The following is a 17,570-nucleotide window of genomic DNA, read 5'->3' as shown; positions in this document are numbered from 1 at the left end:
GGGGATGCATTTCCGCAGGTGCCTCTGGCGGGCGTCGCACTTGAAGGACATCGCCCGCAAGCGGGCTCCTACAGGGGCGAGGCGACCGGTTGGGCTGTCGCTTCGGGCTCGCGCACGCGCAGCGTGCAAAGGCCGGCGACGATCAGGCTGGCGCCGCCGAGTGCCAGCGCCCAGATCGGTTGGCCGTGGAAGAAGGTCTTCAGCAGCAGCCCGAGCACGCTGGCCGCCAGCAGCTGCGGGATGACGATGAAGAAATTGAAGATGCCCATGTACACGCCCATCTTCGCTGCCGGCAGGTTGTCCGACAGCAGCGCGTAGGGCAGCGACAGGATCGAGGCCCAGGCGAAGCCCACGCCGATCATGGAGCCGATGAGCCAGCGTGCGTCGTGCAGCAGCACGAACGACAGCAATCCGGCCCCGCCCAGGCACAGGTTCACCAGATGGCTGACGCGCAAGCCCCAGCGGCGCACCATCCAGGGGATCAGCAGGGCCGCCGGGACGGTCACGCCGTTGTAGACGGCAAACAGGACGCCGGCCCAATTGGCACCTTCGTTGTAGGCCGCGCTGGTCGTGTCGGTGCTGCCGAAGAAACTCTGCGCGACGCCCTGGGTGGTGTAGATCCACATCGCGAACAGCGCGAACCACGAGAAGAACTGCACCCAGGCCAGCCGGCGCATCGGCGCGGGCATCGCATACAGGTCGCTCATCACCTGCTGGGCCATGCCGTGTCCGCGGGTGAAGGCGACCCAGACGAACAGCAGGCCGAACACGACCAGGCCACCGCCCAGGAGGTACAGCTCCTTCTCCAGCCCGAAGTGCGCGATGGCCACCAGCAGCGCGACGCCCAGCGCCAGCAACAACGCGCCGAAGCGCCACGCGCCGGAAGTATCGGCCGGCATGTCGGTGGGGGCCTCGTCAGCCTGCTCGCGCAGCTGCCGCGGCGGGTATTCCGGGCTGGTGATGATGGTCCACAGCACCGCGCCAAGCAGCACCACGCCTCCGGCATAGAAGGCGTACTTCACCGTGTCGGGCACGCCGCCGGCGGGGGCGACGTTGGCCACGCCCAGCTTCGCCAGCAGCCAGGGCAGGGCCGAGGCGACCACCGCGCCGACGCCGATGAAGAAGCTCTGCATGGCATAGCCAAGCGGACGCTGGCGCGGTGGCAGTTGGTCGCCGACGAAGGCGCGGAACGGCTCCATCGACACATTGATCGAGGCGTCCATGATCCACAGCAGGCCGGCGGCGATCCACAGGGAAGGTGCGTTGGGCATCCACAACAGCGCCAGCGTGGTCAGCACCGCGCCGATCAGGAAATAGGGCCGGCGCCGGCCCAGCCGGTTCCAGGTGTGGTCGGACAGATGGCCGACGATCGGCTGCACGATCAGGCCGGTCAGCGGCGCGGCCACCCACAGGATCGGGATGTCGGCCACGTCCGCGCCCAGCGTCTGGAAGATGCGGCTGACGTTGGCGTTTTGCAGGGCGAAGCCGAACTGGATCCCCAGGAAGCCGAAACACATGTTCCAGATCTGCCAGAAGGACAGGGTGGGTTTGTTGCTCATCCAAGTGGTCCGTCAGAAAGCGTGTTCCGTAGGAGCGCACCCTGTGCGCGCCCGGCAGCATGGCCGTCGCGCACAGGGTGCGCTCCTGCAAGGGAGATGTGGTTCAAAGCGGTGCGATCAGCAGGTCGCCGACGTCGGCCTCGTTCAGCGGCCCCGCATCGCCACCCTCGCCGCCGGTGTAATGGGCGTTGTGGCGCAGGTAGCTCATGTTGAAGCCGTCCTGGAGTTCAAAGCGGCAGCGTGCGCCGGCTTTTGCCGTGAAGTCGCCCCAGGTGGATGCCTGGCGGCCGTCGCTGTGTGGCATCACCAGCGGCAGGCGCTGCGGCGCGCCATCGCCGCAATCGACCAGCAGCCATTTCACTGCGGCGGTGATGCCGGTGTTGATCGGGCCGTGCGGATTGGCGTAATCCAGCATGGCGCGGTAGCTGCCGTTGGCCGGCGCCGTCCAGTGGCGGGGCCAGGCGCCGGCCACGTGCATGCGATCGCCAGCGCAGGCCTCGGGGCTGGGCAGCGATTCGATGCCATGACCGTCCACATGCGTCACGCGGATGCATTGCAGCGATGCGTTGCGCGCGAGCGTCGCGCTGCCGTCGATGTCGCCATGGCGACGGCCGTTGACGTAGAGCACGCCTTTGCCCGGGCTGCGTACCCGCCAGTGGTCGCCATCCGCCTCGACGGTGGGCGCCGCCGGCGTGGCGGGCGCGTACAGCGGTGCGTCGGTACGCAGGGGGCGCTCGGGGACCTTGATCGCCTTGAGCATCACCACGGTGTGGCGTCCGTCCTGCTGCGTCGATGCGGCGACCAACAGGTTGCCGTCCAGCGCCCCCGGCCGGCGCAGGGTGATGCGGCGATCGTGCAGTTGCAGGTCGATGTGGTCGGTCTCGCCGAACAGCATGGGGACGAGCGACACGGGCAGCTTGGGCTCCACGCGACCGTCGTCGGTCAGTCCGAATACGCCCTCGATCGCCACGTCCAGGAAGCCAGCCACCGACCACAACTGGCGCGGCGAATTGACGACCGGGCCGCTCAGCGGGCCGTCGTCGACGTGGACGCCCTGGGTCACTAGCTCGTAGTTCTCCATGTTGGAACCGGCGAGTGCCGCGCCGCGTATGACCGAGCGGATTTCATGTGCAATGCGCAGCGGATCGTCGACTGCCCGCGCCGCGCGCAGCGCGTACGCGCTGACGAAGGGCCAGATCGCGCGGTTGTGGTAGATCGGCTGGTCGGCGCGCTCGGGCCAGATCACCGGGCTGCCCGAGGGCCAGGTCGGGTAGTTCGCCAGCGCCTGGCGCGCGCGCGCCGGATCGGCCACGCCGCTGGTGATCGCCAGCGACAGGCCGAGCAGGTCGTACGCCTCCACCGGCAGGCCGTCGCCGCCGAGGTAGCTCATGTAGAGGCCGCGGTCGGTGCGCCAGAAATGCTGGTTGATCGCCGATTTCAATGCCGCGGCCTGGGCATGGTAGTCGGCCGCGTGCGCGTCGCCGTGCCGGTCCGCGAGTGCGGCGGCCAACTGCAGTGCCTGGTAATGCAGGACGTTGGTGGAGAGCGCGAAGGACTGCGCGATGAATCCCACGTTGTCGGCGGTCCAGGACGGATAGGTCTGCTCGCGCCAGTCCAGGAACGAGGTTTCTCCGCGGTAGAGCCCGAGCGCGGCGTCGAAGGCGTACTGGCGGTCCTGCGCGAGCGTGCCGTCCAGTGCCTTGCTTACCCTGGCGGCGAAGGCGGCATCGTCCAGCAGATGTCGTGCGCCGAGGAACCACACGATGCGATCTGTGCTGATCGGCCAGCTGCCGCCCGAACCGGTGTCCTGCATCACGTACAGGCCTTGCGGCGAGGAGGGTACGCGCACGTCTGACAGCTTGAATTCCAGGCCGTTGCGCGAGCGTGTCGGATCGAAGCGCCACAGCCCCAGGTCGATCGCATACGAGAGATCGCGCGTCCACACGTAGGGCCACTTCTCGCCCGTCTCGAAGCACACGCAGGGGATCGGCTGGCCGTGGTCGAACGCCCCATCACGGATCGCTTCCACCGAGTCCCGTTTCAGGTCGTCCTGCGCCATCGCGTAGAGGCCGTCGAACAGGCTGCTGCCGGTGGCCGCCTCGAGCGGGGGCGCGGGAATCACGCGCTGGCCGGTCGGCCAGCCGAGCACATAGCCGTCCTTGTCGCTTTTCTGCATCGACACGTGCACGCCGTGCCAGTCGAAACCGTCGCGCCATGCGGTTTCGGAGACGTTGGGGGCGGCTGCCATCGAGGCCATCAGCAAAAGGCTCAGCATGGTGTTCGAGGCTCCCGGCAGGCGTGGGTTTGCTTCGGCGCCGCTCCGGGTGGGGAAGGCGCCCTGGTGAAAGGGCCGTGCGATCACGGCCCGCGCAGCGATACGTCGCTTACTTCACCACGTCAAGCGTGACGGTCTGGCCCTTGCCGGCAGCTACGCGTACCCAGGTTACCGGGCCGAAGCGGTCTTCGCCCACGGCCCAGCCGTCGTCGCCGGAGGCGCGCAGGGCGTCGGCGCTGGCGAACGCCTCCAGCGCGCGGCCGTTGCTGCGCACGGCATGCGCCGGTTTGCCGTGGAACTTCAGCAACCAGGACTTCAGGACAGGCTGGTAGCTGCCCTGGGGCGATGCGATGGCGAAGGCCACGCTGTCCCCGTGCGCCTCCAGCTGCATCGACTGCACGAAATACTCGCCCTGCTCGTAGCCGTACGTCTTGCCGTCGTCGTCGTAATAGTCGAAGCGCGTCGCGTGGTTGGCGGGAAACAATTCCACCGCCAGCTCGGTGAGCGGGTGCTGGCCCACGTAGTCCATCGCCGGGGCGACCGGGATGATGGCGCCTTCGCGGATGTACAGCGGGATGTCGCTCCAGTGCGTGGCATCGGCCTGGTGCTCGATCGTCTGGCCACCGGCGTAGTGCTTGCCGCTGAACCAGTCGATCCATTCGCCGGCGGGCAGGTAAACCGGCTTGGCCGTCTGGCCCTGCTCGACCACCGGCGATACCAGCAGGCTGTCGCCGAACAGCCAGGCGTCGACGTCGTTGCGCAGGTTGGCATCGGTCGGCCAGTCGAACATCAGCGGGCGGACCAGGCCGACGCCGTTGGCGCGGCGCTGGTGCTCGTAGCTGTAGATGTAGGGAATCAGCGACTGGCGCAGGCGGATCGCGTCGGTGGCGGCTTTCTCCGCGACCGGGCCGTAGACCCACGGCTGGCGCTTCTGGTTGAAGTCTCCGTGCACGCGGAATACCGGCGTGAATGCACCGAACTGGATCCACCGCGCATAGTTCTCCGGCGACGGCGGGCCCTTCTTGAAGCCGCCGCCGTCCATGCCCCACTGCATCGCGCCGACGTTGATGGCACTCAGCATGCGCTGGCGCTGGCCGGCCATGCTTTCGAAGCCGGTGAGGATGTCCCCCGACCACAGCCCGTAGGCGTAGCGCTGGGCGCCCAGGTAGAAGTTGCGGTTGAGCGACCACACGCGCAGGTCGGAGATCGCGCGCTGACCGTCGTAGAGCGCGCGTTGCATATCCATGTGCTGCAGGTCGACGGCGACGTCGTCGGCCTCGTCGTTCCACCAGCCGACCATGCCGGTCTCGAACGAATGCTTGAGCGCCTTGTTGAAGAACCAGGCACGCGCGGCCGGATCGGCGAAATCGATCTCGCGCACGGTCTGGTGCGAGAAATAATCCGGCGCCGGATCGCTCTGCGCCAGCCAGTAGCCGTGCTCGGTGGCCTCGCGACCCTCGACGGTGTCGACATGGATGCGCGGCTTCATGATGCCGGTCAGGTGCACGCCCTGGGCATCGAGCAGCGTCTTGAGCTTGCCGCTGTCGCCGTCGGGGAACTTGTGCTCGTTCCAGCGGAACTCGCCGTAGTTGTCCTCGCCCCAGGCCTTCCAGTCGAAGTCGAGGGTGAAGTTGTCCAGCGGGATGTGGCGTTCGCGGTAGCCTTCGACGATGTCCAGCAGTTCCTTCTGGTCGATGCCCCACTGGCTGTTGGTGAAGCCCATCGCCCACTTGGGGAACAACGGGCTGCGGCCGCTGACCTGCGCCAGTGCGCCGAAGATCGCGTGCGGGTCGCCGAGGAAAACGTAGTAGTCCAGCCCGCCATCGAACATGCGCGCGTCGATGCGGGTGTCGCCCAGCGCGATCTGGCCGCCGACGCCATCGATCAGCACGCCGTAGCCGGCGGTGGTCCACACGAACGGCGCGCCGGCGTGGCCCTGCTCGCCGGCGGTGACCGGGCGGTAGCCATCACGCAGCAGGCCGGCGGTAGCCGGCTCCGTGGCATCGAAGCCGCCGATGCCGTACATCGGCTCGCCCTTGGCGTGGATCAGGCTCAGGCGTCCGTGATTCAGCGAGGACAGCGCGAACTGGCGCAGCAGCGGCGCCTGGCCCGGCACGCCGATGCGCAGCTCGCCGTGCTCCTTGTCCCACACCGCTTCCAACTGGGCCGAATGCAGGCGCGCACCGGCGGCATCCTGGGAGACGTCCGCGCCGGGCCGGGCCGAAGCGTGCAGCGCCGGATCGATGACGATCGTCGGCGCCGACGCGTGCCCGGCCTTGCGCATTTGCACGTGCAGCGTGCCGGGGGCGATCAATTCGACGCGAAGGGTGTCGGCACCGAGCGGAATATCGAAGCCGGGCGCGGCCGGCGCGACGGAAGCGGGCCTGGCCAGCGCAGCGTGCGCCCGGACCTGGGAAAGCGATGCAGCAGCGGAAGAAGGGGACACCAGCAATACTCCGACAACGAACAACGTGATCGGCCCCATCGACGCGCGCTTGAGCTTTGTGAAGAGCGCGTGCAGGCGACCGGGGCCGGGCCCATAGTAGGGGCCAGTGCGCACGTCGCGACACCCGGTTGCATACGTATTCATCTGTGACATGGCGCGGTTTTCCGATGATGCAGTGCACGATCCGGACGTGCGGGCGGCGGGCGTGAAAACGGACTCATCCGTACCGCAGCGCCGGGCAATTTCACCTTCCATGGACGTCGGCCGGAGCGGTTCGACATGGCGCCTCACTGCAGCACCACGGACGCGTAAGCCGGCAATAGCAATTGTCCGGAATCGATGCGCGCGCCGGGCATGCTGGCCAGGCGCACCCGGCCGAATCGGGCGAGCGCGCCGGCCAGTTTCAGTGTCTGCGGCTCGCGGGAAAGGTTGTGTACGACGAGCACGTCAGTGCCGGCGTGAGCCAGCTCCCAGGCCGCGAGGTGGGGATTGGACACGGCCGGGACGCTCAGGACGCCGTCGCGAAGCGCAGGCACTTCCTGGCGCCAGCCGATCAGCATGCGGTAGCGGGCGAGCAGGGAATGCGCATCGTCCTGCTGGGCCTGGACCGATACGTCGGGGCCATCGCTGGCGCTGAAGCGCTTCCAGCGGCTCTCGCCGGCGGCGCGCGGGTCACGATGCCAGCGCATCGGCTCGCGCAGGTCCGGGTCGGGCTTGGTGCCCCGCATGCCCAGCTCCTCGCCGTAGTAGATGAACGGTTCGCCGGGCAGGGTGAGCAGCATCGCGGCGGCCATGCGCATGTGTTGCGCGTTGCCGGCGAGCTGGCTCATCACGCGTTCCTGGTCGTGGTTCGACAGGAAGGGGGCATCCTGCCCGGCCGGGATGGCGGCTGCGACACGCTGGAGCAGGGCGGCCAACGCTCCCGAGCGCTCGTCTCGCGCACTGGCGACGAGGCGGCTGGCAAGCGGGAAATCGAACACGGCATCCAGCGGGCCGAACCAGGGGCCGAGCTCGCCCGGCTGCTCCCGCGTGACCTCGCCGATCAGGTAGACGTCCGGATCGGCTTTCTTCATCGCCCGGTGGAAGGATGACCACCATTGAAGGTTCCTGCGCAGCACGGCCGGGTCGTCCGCCTGCGTGGCGAGGTCGTAATAGACGTGCTGGGCCGCATCGAGGCGGAAGCCGTCGACGCCCTGCGCGAGCCAGTAGCGGCCGACGTCATCGACCGCTTCGCGCACGGCGGGAGAGTCGAAGTCGAGGTCCGGCATGGCGCCGGTGAAGGTGCCCAGGTAATGCTGCTTGCCCAGCACATGCCAGGCCGGTCCGCCGGTGGCGCTGGTCGCCCGCAGGTCGGTGTGCGGCCCGGCCCAGGTATACCAGGCGTGGTGAGGATCGGCCGGATCGCGGGCGGCGAGGAACCATGGATGCCTGTCGCTGGTGTGGTTGACCACCAGGTCCATGATCACGCGGATGCCGCGCGCGTGGGCCGCATCGATCAATCGATGGAAGTCAGCCAGCGTGCCGTATTCGGGGTTGATCGCGCGGTAATCGGTGACGTCGTAGCCGTGGTAACTGGGCGACGGGTTGATCGGCATCAGCCAGATGCCGTCGATGCCGAGCGACTTGAGGTAGTCGAGCTTGGCGGTGACGCCGTTGAGATCTCCGACCCCGTTGCCGTCGGTGTCGTACCAGGCGCGCACGAAGATCTCGTACCACACGCCGCTGCGCGCGGCCGGCTGCGCCGCCTTCGACGAGGGCGCGGCGGCCTGGAGGTTGCCGACGCCGCAAAGGAGGGCCAGGCAGGTGGCGAGGCGGATCGCGAGTCGGTTCGGCTTCATGCAGGCTTCCCGTAGGCAAAAAAAAGGACCCGCCAGGTCGCGCGGGTCCGGGGAGAATGACGCGCCGGGCGGGCGGGGAGGTGCATGCCCGGCGCGAGGCTTACAGCGCGTAGGTGAAGCCGACCAGATACTGCCGGCCGAACCACTGCAGCGTGCCCGTCTGCGCCTCGTTGCCGAAGTAGGTGCGGGTCGGTTCGTCGGTCAGGTTGTTCACCTGGAACAGGACGCTCAGGCCGTTCTTGAACGCATAGGAGGCCTGGTAGTCGACCACCGTCTCCGGCGCGTAGTAGACGATCTGCGTGTCGACGGCCATCTGGTTGGACACGAACGCGCTGCGATGGCGCACCGACAGGCGCGTGTCGAAGCCGTGGTAGCCATAGAACAGCGTGCTGTTGATCACGCGCGGCGACAGGCCGGGCAGGCCCATCTTCTGAGGTGCGCCACCGAGCGTCGAGGTCGAGGTGACCTGGCTTTGCGAGTACGAATAGCTGCCCGTGAAGCCCAGGCCCGACCAGGCGCCCGGCAGGAAGTTGAACACGCGCGAGTAGGAAAGCTCCACGCCGCGCACGAAGCCGCCCTTGTCGTTGTTCACGGCCGTCTGGTACTGGCCGTTCTCGTACGGGAGGCCCGTCGCCGGGTTGATCGGCACCTGGATGCCGTTGCCCGCGAAGTCGTACGGGTTGATCGTGTAGTCCTCGATGAACGAGTCGATGTGCTTGAAGAACAGCGCCGCTGCGAACGCGCCGGTCGAATCGGGCGAGTAGTGCTCGAACGACAGGTCGTACTGCTTGGCGTAGAACGGATCGAGGAACGGGCTGGTGTTGCCCCACATGTTGTAGGTGTTGCCGTCGATCCACGAGCCCGAGCCGGTCAGCAGCTTGTTCAGCGGCGGCCGCGACATCACCTTGGCCGCCGCGAAGCGCAACTGGTTGGACTCGTCGAAGTGCCAGTTGAGGTTCAGCGAGGGCAGGTAGTCGGTGTAGGACTTGCCGCGGCGCACGTGGATGTAGTCGGTGCTAGTGACACCAAGCTCGTCGGTGATCGGCTCGCCCTGGCCGCTGCCGATCTGCTGCAGACCGTTGGAGTACTGCGAGGTGTGCACCACGCGCACGCCGACGTTGCCGGTGAGGTTGTGGTCGGCGACGTTGGTGTCGATGTCGGCCATCACGTAGCCGGAGGAGACGTGCTCGTCGACCTCGGCGCTCTGGATCATCGTCCAGTTGGCGTTCCAGTTCTTGGTCGGCGTCGGCGTGATGCCATTAGCGGCAAGCACGGCCAGCGTGTTGATCGACAGGAAGCACGGGAACGAGGAGAGATTGCCCTCGAAGCAGACCTTGTGCGCGTTGGACGGATCGAGCGCCAGTGGCGGCTGGCCAGCCGGGTACTGGCCGAAGTCGTTGCCATATTCGAACGCGCTGCGGTCGGCGTTGTAGGTGCGGCGCGAGTAGCGCACGCCCATCTCCAGCGCCGAGAGGAAGCCGTTGTCGACGAAGTCGTAGCGCACGTCCGTGCGGAACGCCTTGCTCTTGTCGTCGTAGACGTACGGGTACACGCCCACCTTGCCCAGGCCCATGCGGGAGAGGTCGGTGTAGTCGTGGTTGAAGCCGACCGTGCCCGGCTGCATGCCGTTCAAGTGGTAGTCGACCACTTCATCGTTGGCCGCCACCGGGTTGGCCGCGCCCATGTCGTTGTAGAGCAGGCCCCAGGACACGCCGTTGTTGAAGTCGCTCTTGGCGCGCGAGTAAGAAACGTCCGAGCTGATGGTCCAGCCGCCGAGCATCCACTTCGCGTTCAGGCCACCGGACAGCACGCTGTTCTTCAGCGAGTTGTCGTCATTGGTGGTCTGCACGACGAAGTAGGGGTTGGCTGGATCCTGCGTGATGGTGCCGCCGGTCACCGCGCCGTTGGGCAGGATCACCGGGTTGGTAATGATGCCGTTGTTGAGCGTCTTGACGCGGAAGCCGTGGCCTTCGCTGGTGGTGTCGAACTTGGAATAGAAACCGTCGGCCTTCAGCTCGAAACTATCGCTCGGACGCCACTGCAACACGCCCATGTAGCCGTTGCGGCGGAGCATGCCGCCGTTCTGCTGCAGCTCGAAGCCCTCGCTGGTGTACTCGTTGGCGCCATCGCCGTTGACGTCCTTGGTGCCATTGAAGGCCAGGCCGTTGAACTGGTCGGCCACGTGCGGCTGGTAGAGCGAGGCGAAGCCAGCGGCCAGGCCCAGCGTGTCGTGCAGGAACTTGCCCTGGAACGAAGCGCTCACGCGATAGCCGCGGGCGTTGGCGCCCTCGGTCTCGTTGGCGCGGTCGTTGTAGCTCCCACGCACGTTCAGCACGCCGGAGTACTGCTTGGCGTTGTCCAGCGGATTGGCGGTCTGCATTTCCACCGTGCCGGCGACGCCGCCCTCGATCAGCGAGGCCTTGGGCGACTTGTAGATCGCCGCCTGGCTGATCAGCTCCGACGGATACTGGTCGAACTGGGTCACGCGGCTGCCGCTGGTCGCGGCCTGTTCGCGGCCGTCGAGCGTGGTCTCGACGAAATCGCCGGACAAGCCGCGGATGTTGATCGCGCTCGATTCGCCGTCGATGCGCTCGGCGGCCACGCCGGGAAGGCGGGTCAGTGCATCGGAAATCGACACGTCGGGCAAGCCGCCGATGTCTGCGGCAGTCACGACTTCCTTGATGGTATCGGCGTCGCGCTTGACGTCGATGGAGGTTTCCACGCTCTTGCGGAAGCCCGTGACGGTGACACCCGTCAGTTCGGTGGCCTGCACCTTGGCCTTTTTCTGCCTGGCCTTCTGCGTGCTGGTGCTGTCGGTCGATGGCGTAGCCTGGTCGCCCGTGTCCTGCACGCCGGCCGCATGGGCGGCGGTTGCCGCGCACAGCGCCGATGCAAGCGCAAAGGCAAGCACATTGCGTTTGAGTATCACCGTTTTCTCCCCCGGACTTCGGTTGTTCTGTTGGCATCTGTACCGATGCGTGTGCGGCCTGGGCCGGTGCCTGCCTGGCAAGCCGGCGCGATGGGCATGGTAGGTCGCCCCCTGGAGAGCGCACAGCCGTATGCATACGTATTCATTGTTGTGCTTTGCATCGAAAACCGCGGCGGCACGGCTCCCCGCGAGGTCGCTGCCAGGCAGCTGCTTTCGTTGGACAGCAATGGTCCAGCCGGCTCATGGACGCTTCGGCAGACTGCATTGTTGCGATGCGATGGCAGGCAGGCATGAATACGTATGCACGTTCGCCGGTGGCCGCGCAGGGAGCCGTTAAGCTGCCCGCCACGCTGCGGCGCGCGCCCTTGCGCGGTGCAGGAAAGGAACAGGGACCGGTAATGAGTGATGCACCCTGGTGGCGCGGCGCCGTCACCTACCAGATCTATCCGCGCAGCTTCCTGGATACCAACGGCGACGGTGTAGGCGATCTGCCGGGGATCATCGAAAAGCTCGACTACGTGGCGAGCCTGGGAGTCGACGCGATCTGGATCTCCCCGTTCTTCAAGTCGCCGATGGCCGACTACGGCTACGACATCGCCGACTACTGCGACGTCGATCCGATGTTCGGCAAGCTGGAGGATTTCGACCGGCTGCTGGCCAAGGCGCACGGCCTGGGTATCCGCGTGATGATCGACCAGGTGCTCAGCCACACGTCGGTCGACCACGCCTGGTTCCAGGAGAGCCGGTCCAGCCGCGACAACCCCAAGGCCGACTGGTATGTCTGGGCGGACGCGAAGGACGATGGCTCACCGCCGAACAACTGGCTGTCGATCTTCGGCGGCGTCGCCTGGCAGTGGGAGCCGCGGCGCGGTCAGTATTTTTTGCACAACTTCCTGGGCTCGCAGCCGGACCTCAACTTCCACAATCCCGCGGTGCGCGCGGCGATCCTCGAGTGCGTGCGTTTCTGGCTCGAGCGCGGCGTCGACGGCCTGCGCCTGGACGCGATCAACTTCTGCTTCCACGACGCGCAGCTGCGCGACAACCCGCCCAAGCCGAAGGAGCAGCGCGTCGGCCGCGGCTTCAGCCCGGACAACCCGTACGCCTTCCAGTACCACTGGTACAACAACACGCAGCCGGAAAACCTGGCCTTCCTGGCCGAGCTGCGCGCGCTGCTCGATCAATACCCCGGCACGGTGGCGCTGGGCGAGATTTCCTCCGAAGACTCATTGGTGACCATGGCCGAATACACCGGGGCCGGGCGCCTGCACATGGGCTACAGCTTCGAGTTGCTCACCGACGATTTCAGTGCCGCGCACATCCGCGGAACGGTGGGGCAGCTTGAGACGCAAATGCGCGAAGGCTGGCCGTGCTGGGCGATCTCCAACCACGACGTCGAGCGCGTGCTCAGCCGCTGGGGCAGGGCGAGGCCGACCGCGGCGCTGGCCAACCTGTTCACCGCGCTGGTCTGCTCGCTGCGCGGCTCGGTGTGCATCTATCAGGGCGAAGAGCTGGGCCTGACCGAAGCGCAGGTCCCGTACGAGTCGCTCAAGGATCCCTACGGCATCGCCTTCTGGCCACAGTTCAAAGGCCGCGACGGTTGCCGTACGCCAATGCCATGGAATGGCGACGCCCACGCAGGCTTCAGTCGCGGTGAACCGTGGTTGCCGGTGCCTGCCGAGCACCGCGCGTTGGCCGTGGCGCGGCAGGAGGACGATCCGGCATCCGCGTTGCACGGCTTCCGCCGCATCCTGCGCTGGCGCCAGGGCCAGCCCGCCCTGCGCTGGGGCGACATCCGTTTTCTCGACACCACCGAGCCCGTGCTCGCGTTCACCCGTAGCCACGGCGACGAGACGGTATTGGTGGCCTTCAACCTCGGCGTCGACGCGCTCGAGGCCAAATTGGCACTCGACGGTAGTTGGCGAGCCATCGATGGCCACGGTCTCCCGCAAGGCGCGTTTGCCGCGGGGCGGTTGCGGTTGCCTGCCCATGGAGTGGTGTTCGCGCGACTGGACTGAGCACGCGCGGGCCTCTGGACAGAGTCCTCGCCCACCGGCTTGGGGGATGCAATGCCTCGGCGGGCGGGATCACGCAACGCTGAGCGCGCGGCGCGTAGGGTGGCGATCGTTCCTTTCCTCCGGAGTCATCGCATGCCCAATCCCATGCCCCCTGCCAACCGCCCGCACGGCACCGGCGACCGCAACGACAATGACATCGCGCGGATGGACCGCAAGCTGCAGGAAAAGCGCGACGACAAGGAAGCACGCGATAGCAGGGAAGCCGATCGCGAGGCCAAGCGCGAAGAAGGGTTCGACCACCCGTAGCCGGTGCAGGAAACAGAAAGCCCCGGGGGCCTGCGCCGCCGGGGCTTTCGTCTGGAACGGATTGGTGGAGTGGAGGAGGATCGAACTCCCGACCTTCGCATTGCGAACGCGACGCTCTCCCAGCTGAGCTACCACCCCACGCGAGCCGCGCATGTTAGCAGCGTCGCGTGGCGTTCGCCAAGAGGTTCGAGCCTCGTCAGTCCGGCATCAAGCCCGTCAGCGGCCCGTGCAGCACTTCGCGGCGCCAGCCTTCGAGGAAGTCCGGCCATTCCCGCGTGGTGAGGTATTCCTCGAGCACCTTGCGCGGACACAGCAGTCCGGGCGGCAGATCGAGTTCGCCGGCCAGGCGATCGACGGTGTCCTTCATCGCGGCGAGCGATTTCTTGACGGCGCCCATCACAGGCGCGGGAATCGCGGCGGTCGTCGCCAGTTCGTGCGCATCCGGGGCGGGTTTGAGCAGTTCGAACAGTTCCGCCCGTTGGGGCGAACGGAGCGCACGCTGGCCGCGGCTGCGCTGGTCCAGTTCGGCGAGACTGGACGGCGGGTTCTGTGCGAAACCGAGTGCCAGCGCATCCTCCAGCAGCCACGAGCGGGGGCGGTCGAGAGTGCGTGCGCTGCGGTCGCGCCATAGCAGGATGCGACGCAGCAGTGCCTGCTGTTCGCGCGACCATTCCGCGGCGGCGCGAAAGCTGCGCTGCGGTTGAGGGTCGCCCTCGTGTGCGTTGGCGCGGCGCTTCAGTCGCTCGCAATCCTCGGCGTGCCATTCCGCGCGGCCACGTTCGGCGAGGCGCGCCGCGAGGTGTGCATGTACGGGTTCCAGGTACACCACATCCAGGGTGGCGTACAACCGTTGCGACTCGGTGAGCGGTCGCTGCAGCCAGTCCGAGCGGGTTTCGCCCTTGTCCAGCTCGACGCCGACCAGTTCGGCAACCAATGCGCGGTAGCTCATCCCCAGCCCCATGCCGACGAAGGCCGCCGCGATCTGGGTGTCGAACAGCGTGCCGGGACCTTCGGGCAGCAGCGGGGCGAGGGCTTCGAGGTCCTCGCCGGCGCTGTGCATGATCGTTACCGTCGGCCCCGTAGCCAGGCGCGGGTGCAGCGCATCGCCGATATCGAAAGCCCGCGGGTCGACCAGTGCGTAGCGGCCGTTCCAGCCCAGCTGCAGCAGCGCGAGCTGGGGGTGGAACGTGTTGCGGCGCATGAACTCGGTGTCCACACCTAACGCCGCGTCGGCCGGCAGCTGGGCCAGCCACGCGTCCAGCGTGTCGCGGCTATCGATCCATGTGGCGGCGGCCGCGATGGGCACGGACATGCGGAAGATTCCTCGGTGTCGGGTTCGGCGGGCGTCCGGGGCGCGCGATGCGCATTGCCCTGTCATCGGCCCTGCCATAAGGTGAGCGGCGCACGATAACAGCCTTGGGACCTTCATGCCGAGCAACGAAACCGTCCGCCTCCAGCGCACTCTCGGTGGCGCACTGGGCGTGCTCGTGCTCGGTGCGGCGCTGGTCTACCACTTCTTCCCGCGGGTGTTCCATGTGGACCCCGCCACGATGACGACCCGCCGGCCGGCCTCGATGGGAGTCGCCCCGCCGGCCGGGCAGCGCGCGTCGCGCACGCCGCTTGACGCCGAAGCCGATGCTGGCCCGCCGCTTACGCTGGCCCCGGCCGCGGTGATCGCGTCGAGGATGAACAAGGGCAACCAGCATCTTCCCGAACAGCTCAGCGCCGACACGCCGGAGGTCCAGGCACTGCTTGCGCGCGCCGACAAGGCCATGCAGGGCGGGCGGCTGGTCGGCGGCGAGGACAGCGCCGCCGCGTTCTACGCGCAGGCGTTGAAGGACAAGCCCGACAGCCGTGCCGCCGCACAGGGCCTCAACCAGGTGCGGGCGCAGGTGGTGGCACAGATCGGCCAGGACATTGCGGTCGGCGATGCCGACTCGGCCCAGGACCTGCTCGAGGGCCTGCGCGGCCTGCCCAACGCGGCTGACGACGTGACGCAGTTGGAGCAGGGGCTGAAGACCCTGGCCAAGGTTCGGCCCATGCTGGCTCAGGCAGCCTCGCTGCTCCAGCAAGGCAAGGCCGACCAGCCACAGGGCGCCAGCGCCCTGGACGTTTACCGCCAGGTGCAGGCGCTCGATCCCCAGAACGCGATGGCGGAGCAGGGCATCTTCCAGGTGCAGCGAGCCGTGCTGGACCGCGCCCTCGCGGCCGTGGCGCAAAACGATTTCGCCGCCGCCGACCGGGCGCTGGCGGAAGCGGAAACCATCCGCCCGGGCGCGCAGCAACTTAAGGACGTGCGCAACCGTGTCGAGGGCATCCGCCGCCAGCGCGCCAGCGGACTGTTGGCACAGGCGCGCTCGGCGCTGGACGCCGGCAACCTGGACCTGGCGCAGCGGCTTGCGGGCCAGGCGCAGGCCCTGCAGCCGGACCTGAAGGGCATCGACGTGTTCCAGCAACAGCTCACCAACGCCCGGCTGTATGCCAGCTACAAGCCGGGACAGGTGTTCAGCGACCGGTTCGTGGACCTGCCGGGCCATACGCCAGCGATGGTCGTGGTTCCCACCGGCAGCTTCCGCATGGGCGCACCGGACGGGGAAGAGGACCATGCCGACGCCGAGACGCCCATGCACCAGGTCGCGCTGGACAAGGGTTTTGCGATGGCGCGTGCCGAGGTCACGGTGGGCCAGTTCCGCGAATTCGTTCGGGCCAGTGGCTATCAGCCCGACTCGGTCAGGCTGGGGGGCGCCAGCGTGTACGACGAGCGCAGCGGTGCCCTGCGCGACGACTCGCACGCCACCTGGCAGGACGATTACGCCGGTCGACCGGCACCGGACGATCTGCCGGTAGTCAACGTGTCCTGGCGCGATGCCAGGGCCTACGCTGCCTGGCTCGGTGAGCGCACGGGCAAGCGCTACCGCCTGCCGAGCGAGGCCGAGTTCGAGTACGCCCTGCGTGGCGGTACCCAGACCCGCTTCTGGTGGGGCGGGCAGGCGCCTACGCGCAAGGTGGAGAACCTCACCGGCAGCGGCGATCGGTCACCCAGCGGACGGCGCTGGAGCAACGCCTTTCCCAGTTACCGCGATGGTTATTGGGGACCGGCGCCGGGGGCGAGCTTCGTGGCGAATCCGTTCGGCTTGTACGACATCGACGGCAACGTTTCCGAATGGGTCGCCGACTGCTGGCACGACAATTACGTGCGCGCACCAGTCGACGGCAGCGCCTGGCTCAACCCGGGCTGCAGCGTGCACGTCGTGCGCGGCGGTTCGTGGGGCAGTTCGCCCGACCAGGTGCGCTCGGCCTACCGGCAGGGCGCGGATGGAAACGTGCGCAGCGCGCGCGTGGGTTTCCGCGTCGTTCGCGAACTGTAGACACGCGCCTGAAGAGGATGCCCAAAGGTCGGAGCGCGCGCCCGCAAGGGGCGCGCGAAACGACCTACCCAAGCCACGCGACATCTGCAAGACTGCATATCCGGCCAGCGGTTGCGCGTTGCTCGCCGGATTCCCGGCAGGCGGAGCCATCCGGGGGGAGGGCGCAATGAATCCCGAAACCGTACGCTTGTTCGTGCCGTTCAGCGGTGAGGCTCCCTGGATCGTGAAAGGGGACGCCTCTCGTGTGGGAACTTATCCCACGCGCGCCGAGGCGATCTCGGCGGCCGTGCGGGTGCGTGCCAAGCTGGCGCGCGCCTGGGGCCTCCAGCATCCGCCGGTGCGCGTGCAGGAGAGCGATGGCAGCTGGCACGAACTGGCCGATCCGGACTCCACGACTCTGTTGCAATAGGTAGCCCAATGGAAAAGACGTCCGGCCCCTGGCGGATCCTGCTGGTCGAAGACGAGATGCTGGTGGCCATGTTGCTGGAAGACATGCTTTCGGAGGCCGGCCACACCATCATCGGCCCGATGGCGCGGATCGAACAGGCGGTCGAGGCCGCTCGCACGGAGGCCATCGACCTGGCGATCCTCGACGTGAACGTCGGTGGCGACGAGGTCTACCCCGTCGCGGAGGCCTTGGCGGCCCGCGAGATTCCCTTCGCCTTCGCCACCGGCTATGGGGCCCATGGCCTGCGCGAACCCTGGCAGGAACGCCCCACACTGCAGAAGCCCTTCCACCGGAACGACCTGTTCCGAATGGTGGCCGAGCTTGCATCGTCCTATTCTTGCTAGGGGCTCGATTTTTTCGCTGGCGCACGTGGAAGCAATGGAGCC

At 67.5% G+C, this 17,570-nt stretch carries 11 protein-coding genes and 1 tRNA gene; 5 read left to right on the top strand and 7 right to left on the bottom strand.

Annotation, left to right across the window (positions count from 1 at the left end):
• Positions 1-68: 68 nt before the first annotated feature.
• The 5 genes from ACFWZ4_RS01350 to ACFWZ4_RS01330 form a co-directional block, all read right to left on the bottom strand.
• Positions 69-1,559, bottom strand: a complete 1,491-nt coding sequence (locus tag ACFWZ4_RS01350) for an MFS transporter (RefSeq protein ID WP_439702979.1) — start codon at positions 1,557-1,559, stop codon at positions 69-71.
• A gap of 103 nt (positions 1,560-1,662) precedes the next feature.
• Positions 1,663-3,834 carry a Six-hairpin glycosidase-like protein gene (locus ACFWZ4_RS01345; RefSeq protein WP_439702978.1) on the bottom strand — a complete coding sequence of 724 codons (2,172 nt, stop codon included), beginning with the start codon at positions 3,832-3,834 and terminating at the stop codon, positions 1,663-1,665.
• Positions 3,835-3,943: 109 nt separating this feature from the next.
• A complete protein-coding gene (locus tag ACFWZ4_RS01340; protein WP_439702977.1) occupies positions 3,944-6,280 on the bottom strand; it encodes a glycoside hydrolase family 31 protein in 2,337 nt (778 codons plus the stop codon).
• A gap of 287 nt (positions 6,281-6,567) precedes the next feature.
• Complete coding sequence (locus ACFWZ4_RS01335) at positions 6,568-8,118, bottom strand: alpha-amylase family glycosyl hydrolase (RefSeq protein WP_439702976.1); 1,551 nt, start codon at positions 8,116-8,118, stop codon at positions 6,568-6,570.
• A gap of 100 nt (positions 8,119-8,218) precedes the next feature.
• Positions 8,219-11,047 (bottom strand): TonB-dependent receptor, encoded by a 2,829-nt coding sequence (locus tag ACFWZ4_RS01330; protein WP_439702974.1) that lies wholly within the window; start codon positions 11,045-11,047, stop codon positions 8,219-8,221.
• Between the two features lie 398 nt (positions 11,048-11,445).
• Between ACFWZ4_RS01330 and ACFWZ4_RS01325 the strand changes: the two genes are divergently transcribed.
• Positions 11,446-13,062, top strand: coding sequence for an alpha-glucosidase family protein (locus ACFWZ4_RS01325; protein ID WP_439702973.1), 1,617 nt, complete (start codon positions 11,446-11,448; stop codon positions 13,060-13,062).
• A 132-nt stretch (positions 13,063-13,194) separates the two neighbouring features.
• A complete protein-coding gene (locus tag ACFWZ4_RS01320; protein WP_439702972.1) occupies positions 13,195-13,368 on the top strand; it encodes a hypothetical protein in 174 nt (57 codons plus the stop codon).
• A 62-nt stretch (positions 13,369-13,430) separates the two neighbouring features.
• Here the strand turns inward: ACFWZ4_RS01320 and ACFWZ4_RS01315 are convergent.
• Both ACFWZ4_RS01315 and ACFWZ4_RS01310 read right to left on the bottom strand, forming a co-directional pair.
• A tRNA-Ala gene (locus ACFWZ4_RS01315) sits at positions 13,431-13,506 on the bottom strand.
• 58 nt (positions 13,507-13,564) lie between these two features.
• Entirely contained in the window at positions 13,565-14,680 is a 1,116-nt protein-coding gene (locus ACFWZ4_RS01310; protein ID WP_439702971.1) for a ribonuclease D, read from the bottom strand.
• Between the two features lie 115 nt (positions 14,681-14,795).
• Here ACFWZ4_RS01310 and ACFWZ4_RS01305 point away from each other — a divergent pair, with 115 nt between their 5' ends.
• The 3 genes from ACFWZ4_RS01305 to ACFWZ4_RS01295 all read left to right on the top strand — a co-directional run bounded on the left by ACFWZ4_RS01305 (position 14,796) and on the right by ACFWZ4_RS01295 (position 17,528).
• On the top strand, positions 14,796-16,736 hold the full coding sequence (locus tag ACFWZ4_RS01305) for an SUMF1/EgtB/PvdO family nonheme iron enzyme (RefSeq protein WP_439702970.1): 1,941 nt from the start codon (positions 14,796-14,798) through the stop codon (positions 16,734-16,736).
• 166 nt (positions 16,737-16,902) lie between these two features.
• Entirely contained in the window at positions 16,903-17,145 is a 243-nt protein-coding gene (locus tag ACFWZ4_RS01300; protein WP_231325494.1) for a DUF2188 domain-containing protein, read from the top strand.
• Positions 17,146-17,153: 8 nt separating this feature from the next.
• Positions 17,154-17,528 (top strand): response regulator, encoded by a 375-nt coding sequence (locus ACFWZ4_RS01295; protein WP_439666056.1) that lies wholly within the window; start codon positions 17,154-17,156, stop codon positions 17,526-17,528.
• Positions 17,529-17,570 lie beyond the last annotated feature (42 nt).

It is taken from the genome of Frateuria sp. GZRe12 (assembly GCF_051900535.1).
Taxonomy (GTDB): Bacteria; Pseudomonadota; Gammaproteobacteria; order Xanthomonadales; family Rhodanobacteraceae; genus Frateuria_A.
The sequence above is the reverse complement of the archived record's forward strand: the minus strand, read 5'-3'. Positions and strand labels throughout refer to the sequence as shown.

Bases quoted from the DNA above. Each gene is read 5' to 3' on its own strand.
- ACFWZ4_RS01345 (WP_439702978.1), bottom strand. From the start codon at position 3,834: ATGCTGAGCCTTTTGCTGATGGCCTCGATGGCAGCCGCCCCCAACGTC.
- ACFWZ4_RS01305 (WP_439702970.1), top strand. From the start codon at position 14,796: ATGCCGAGCAACGAAACCGTCCGCCTCCAGCGCACTCTCGGTGGCGCA.
- ACFWZ4_RS01320 (WP_439702972.1), top strand. From the start codon at position 13,195: ATGCCCAATCCCATGCCCCCTGCCAACCGCCCGCACGGCACCGGCGAC.
- ACFWZ4_RS01310 (WP_439702971.1), bottom strand. From the start codon at position 14,680: ATGTCCGTGCCCATCGCGGCCGCCGCCACATGGATCGATAGCCGCGAC.
- ACFWZ4_RS01350 (WP_439702979.1), bottom strand. From the start codon at position 1,559: ATGAGCAACAAACCCACCCTGTCCTTCTGGCAGATCTGGAACATGTGT.
- ACFWZ4_RS01335 (WP_439702976.1), bottom strand. From the start codon at position 8,118: ATGAAGCCGAACCGACTCGCGATCCGCCTCGCCACCTGCCTGGCCCTC.
- ACFWZ4_RS01295 (WP_439666056.1), top strand. From the start codon at position 17,154: ATGGAAAAGACGTCCGGCCCCTGGCGGATCCTGCTGGTCGAAGACGAG.
- ACFWZ4_RS01325 (WP_439702973.1), top strand. From the start codon at position 11,446: ATGAGTGATGCACCCTGGTGGCGCGGCGCCGTCACCTACCAGATCTAT.
- ACFWZ4_RS01300 (WP_231325494.1), top strand. From the start codon at position 16,903: ATGAATCCCGAAACCGTACGCTTGTTCGTGCCGTTCAGCGGTGAGGCT.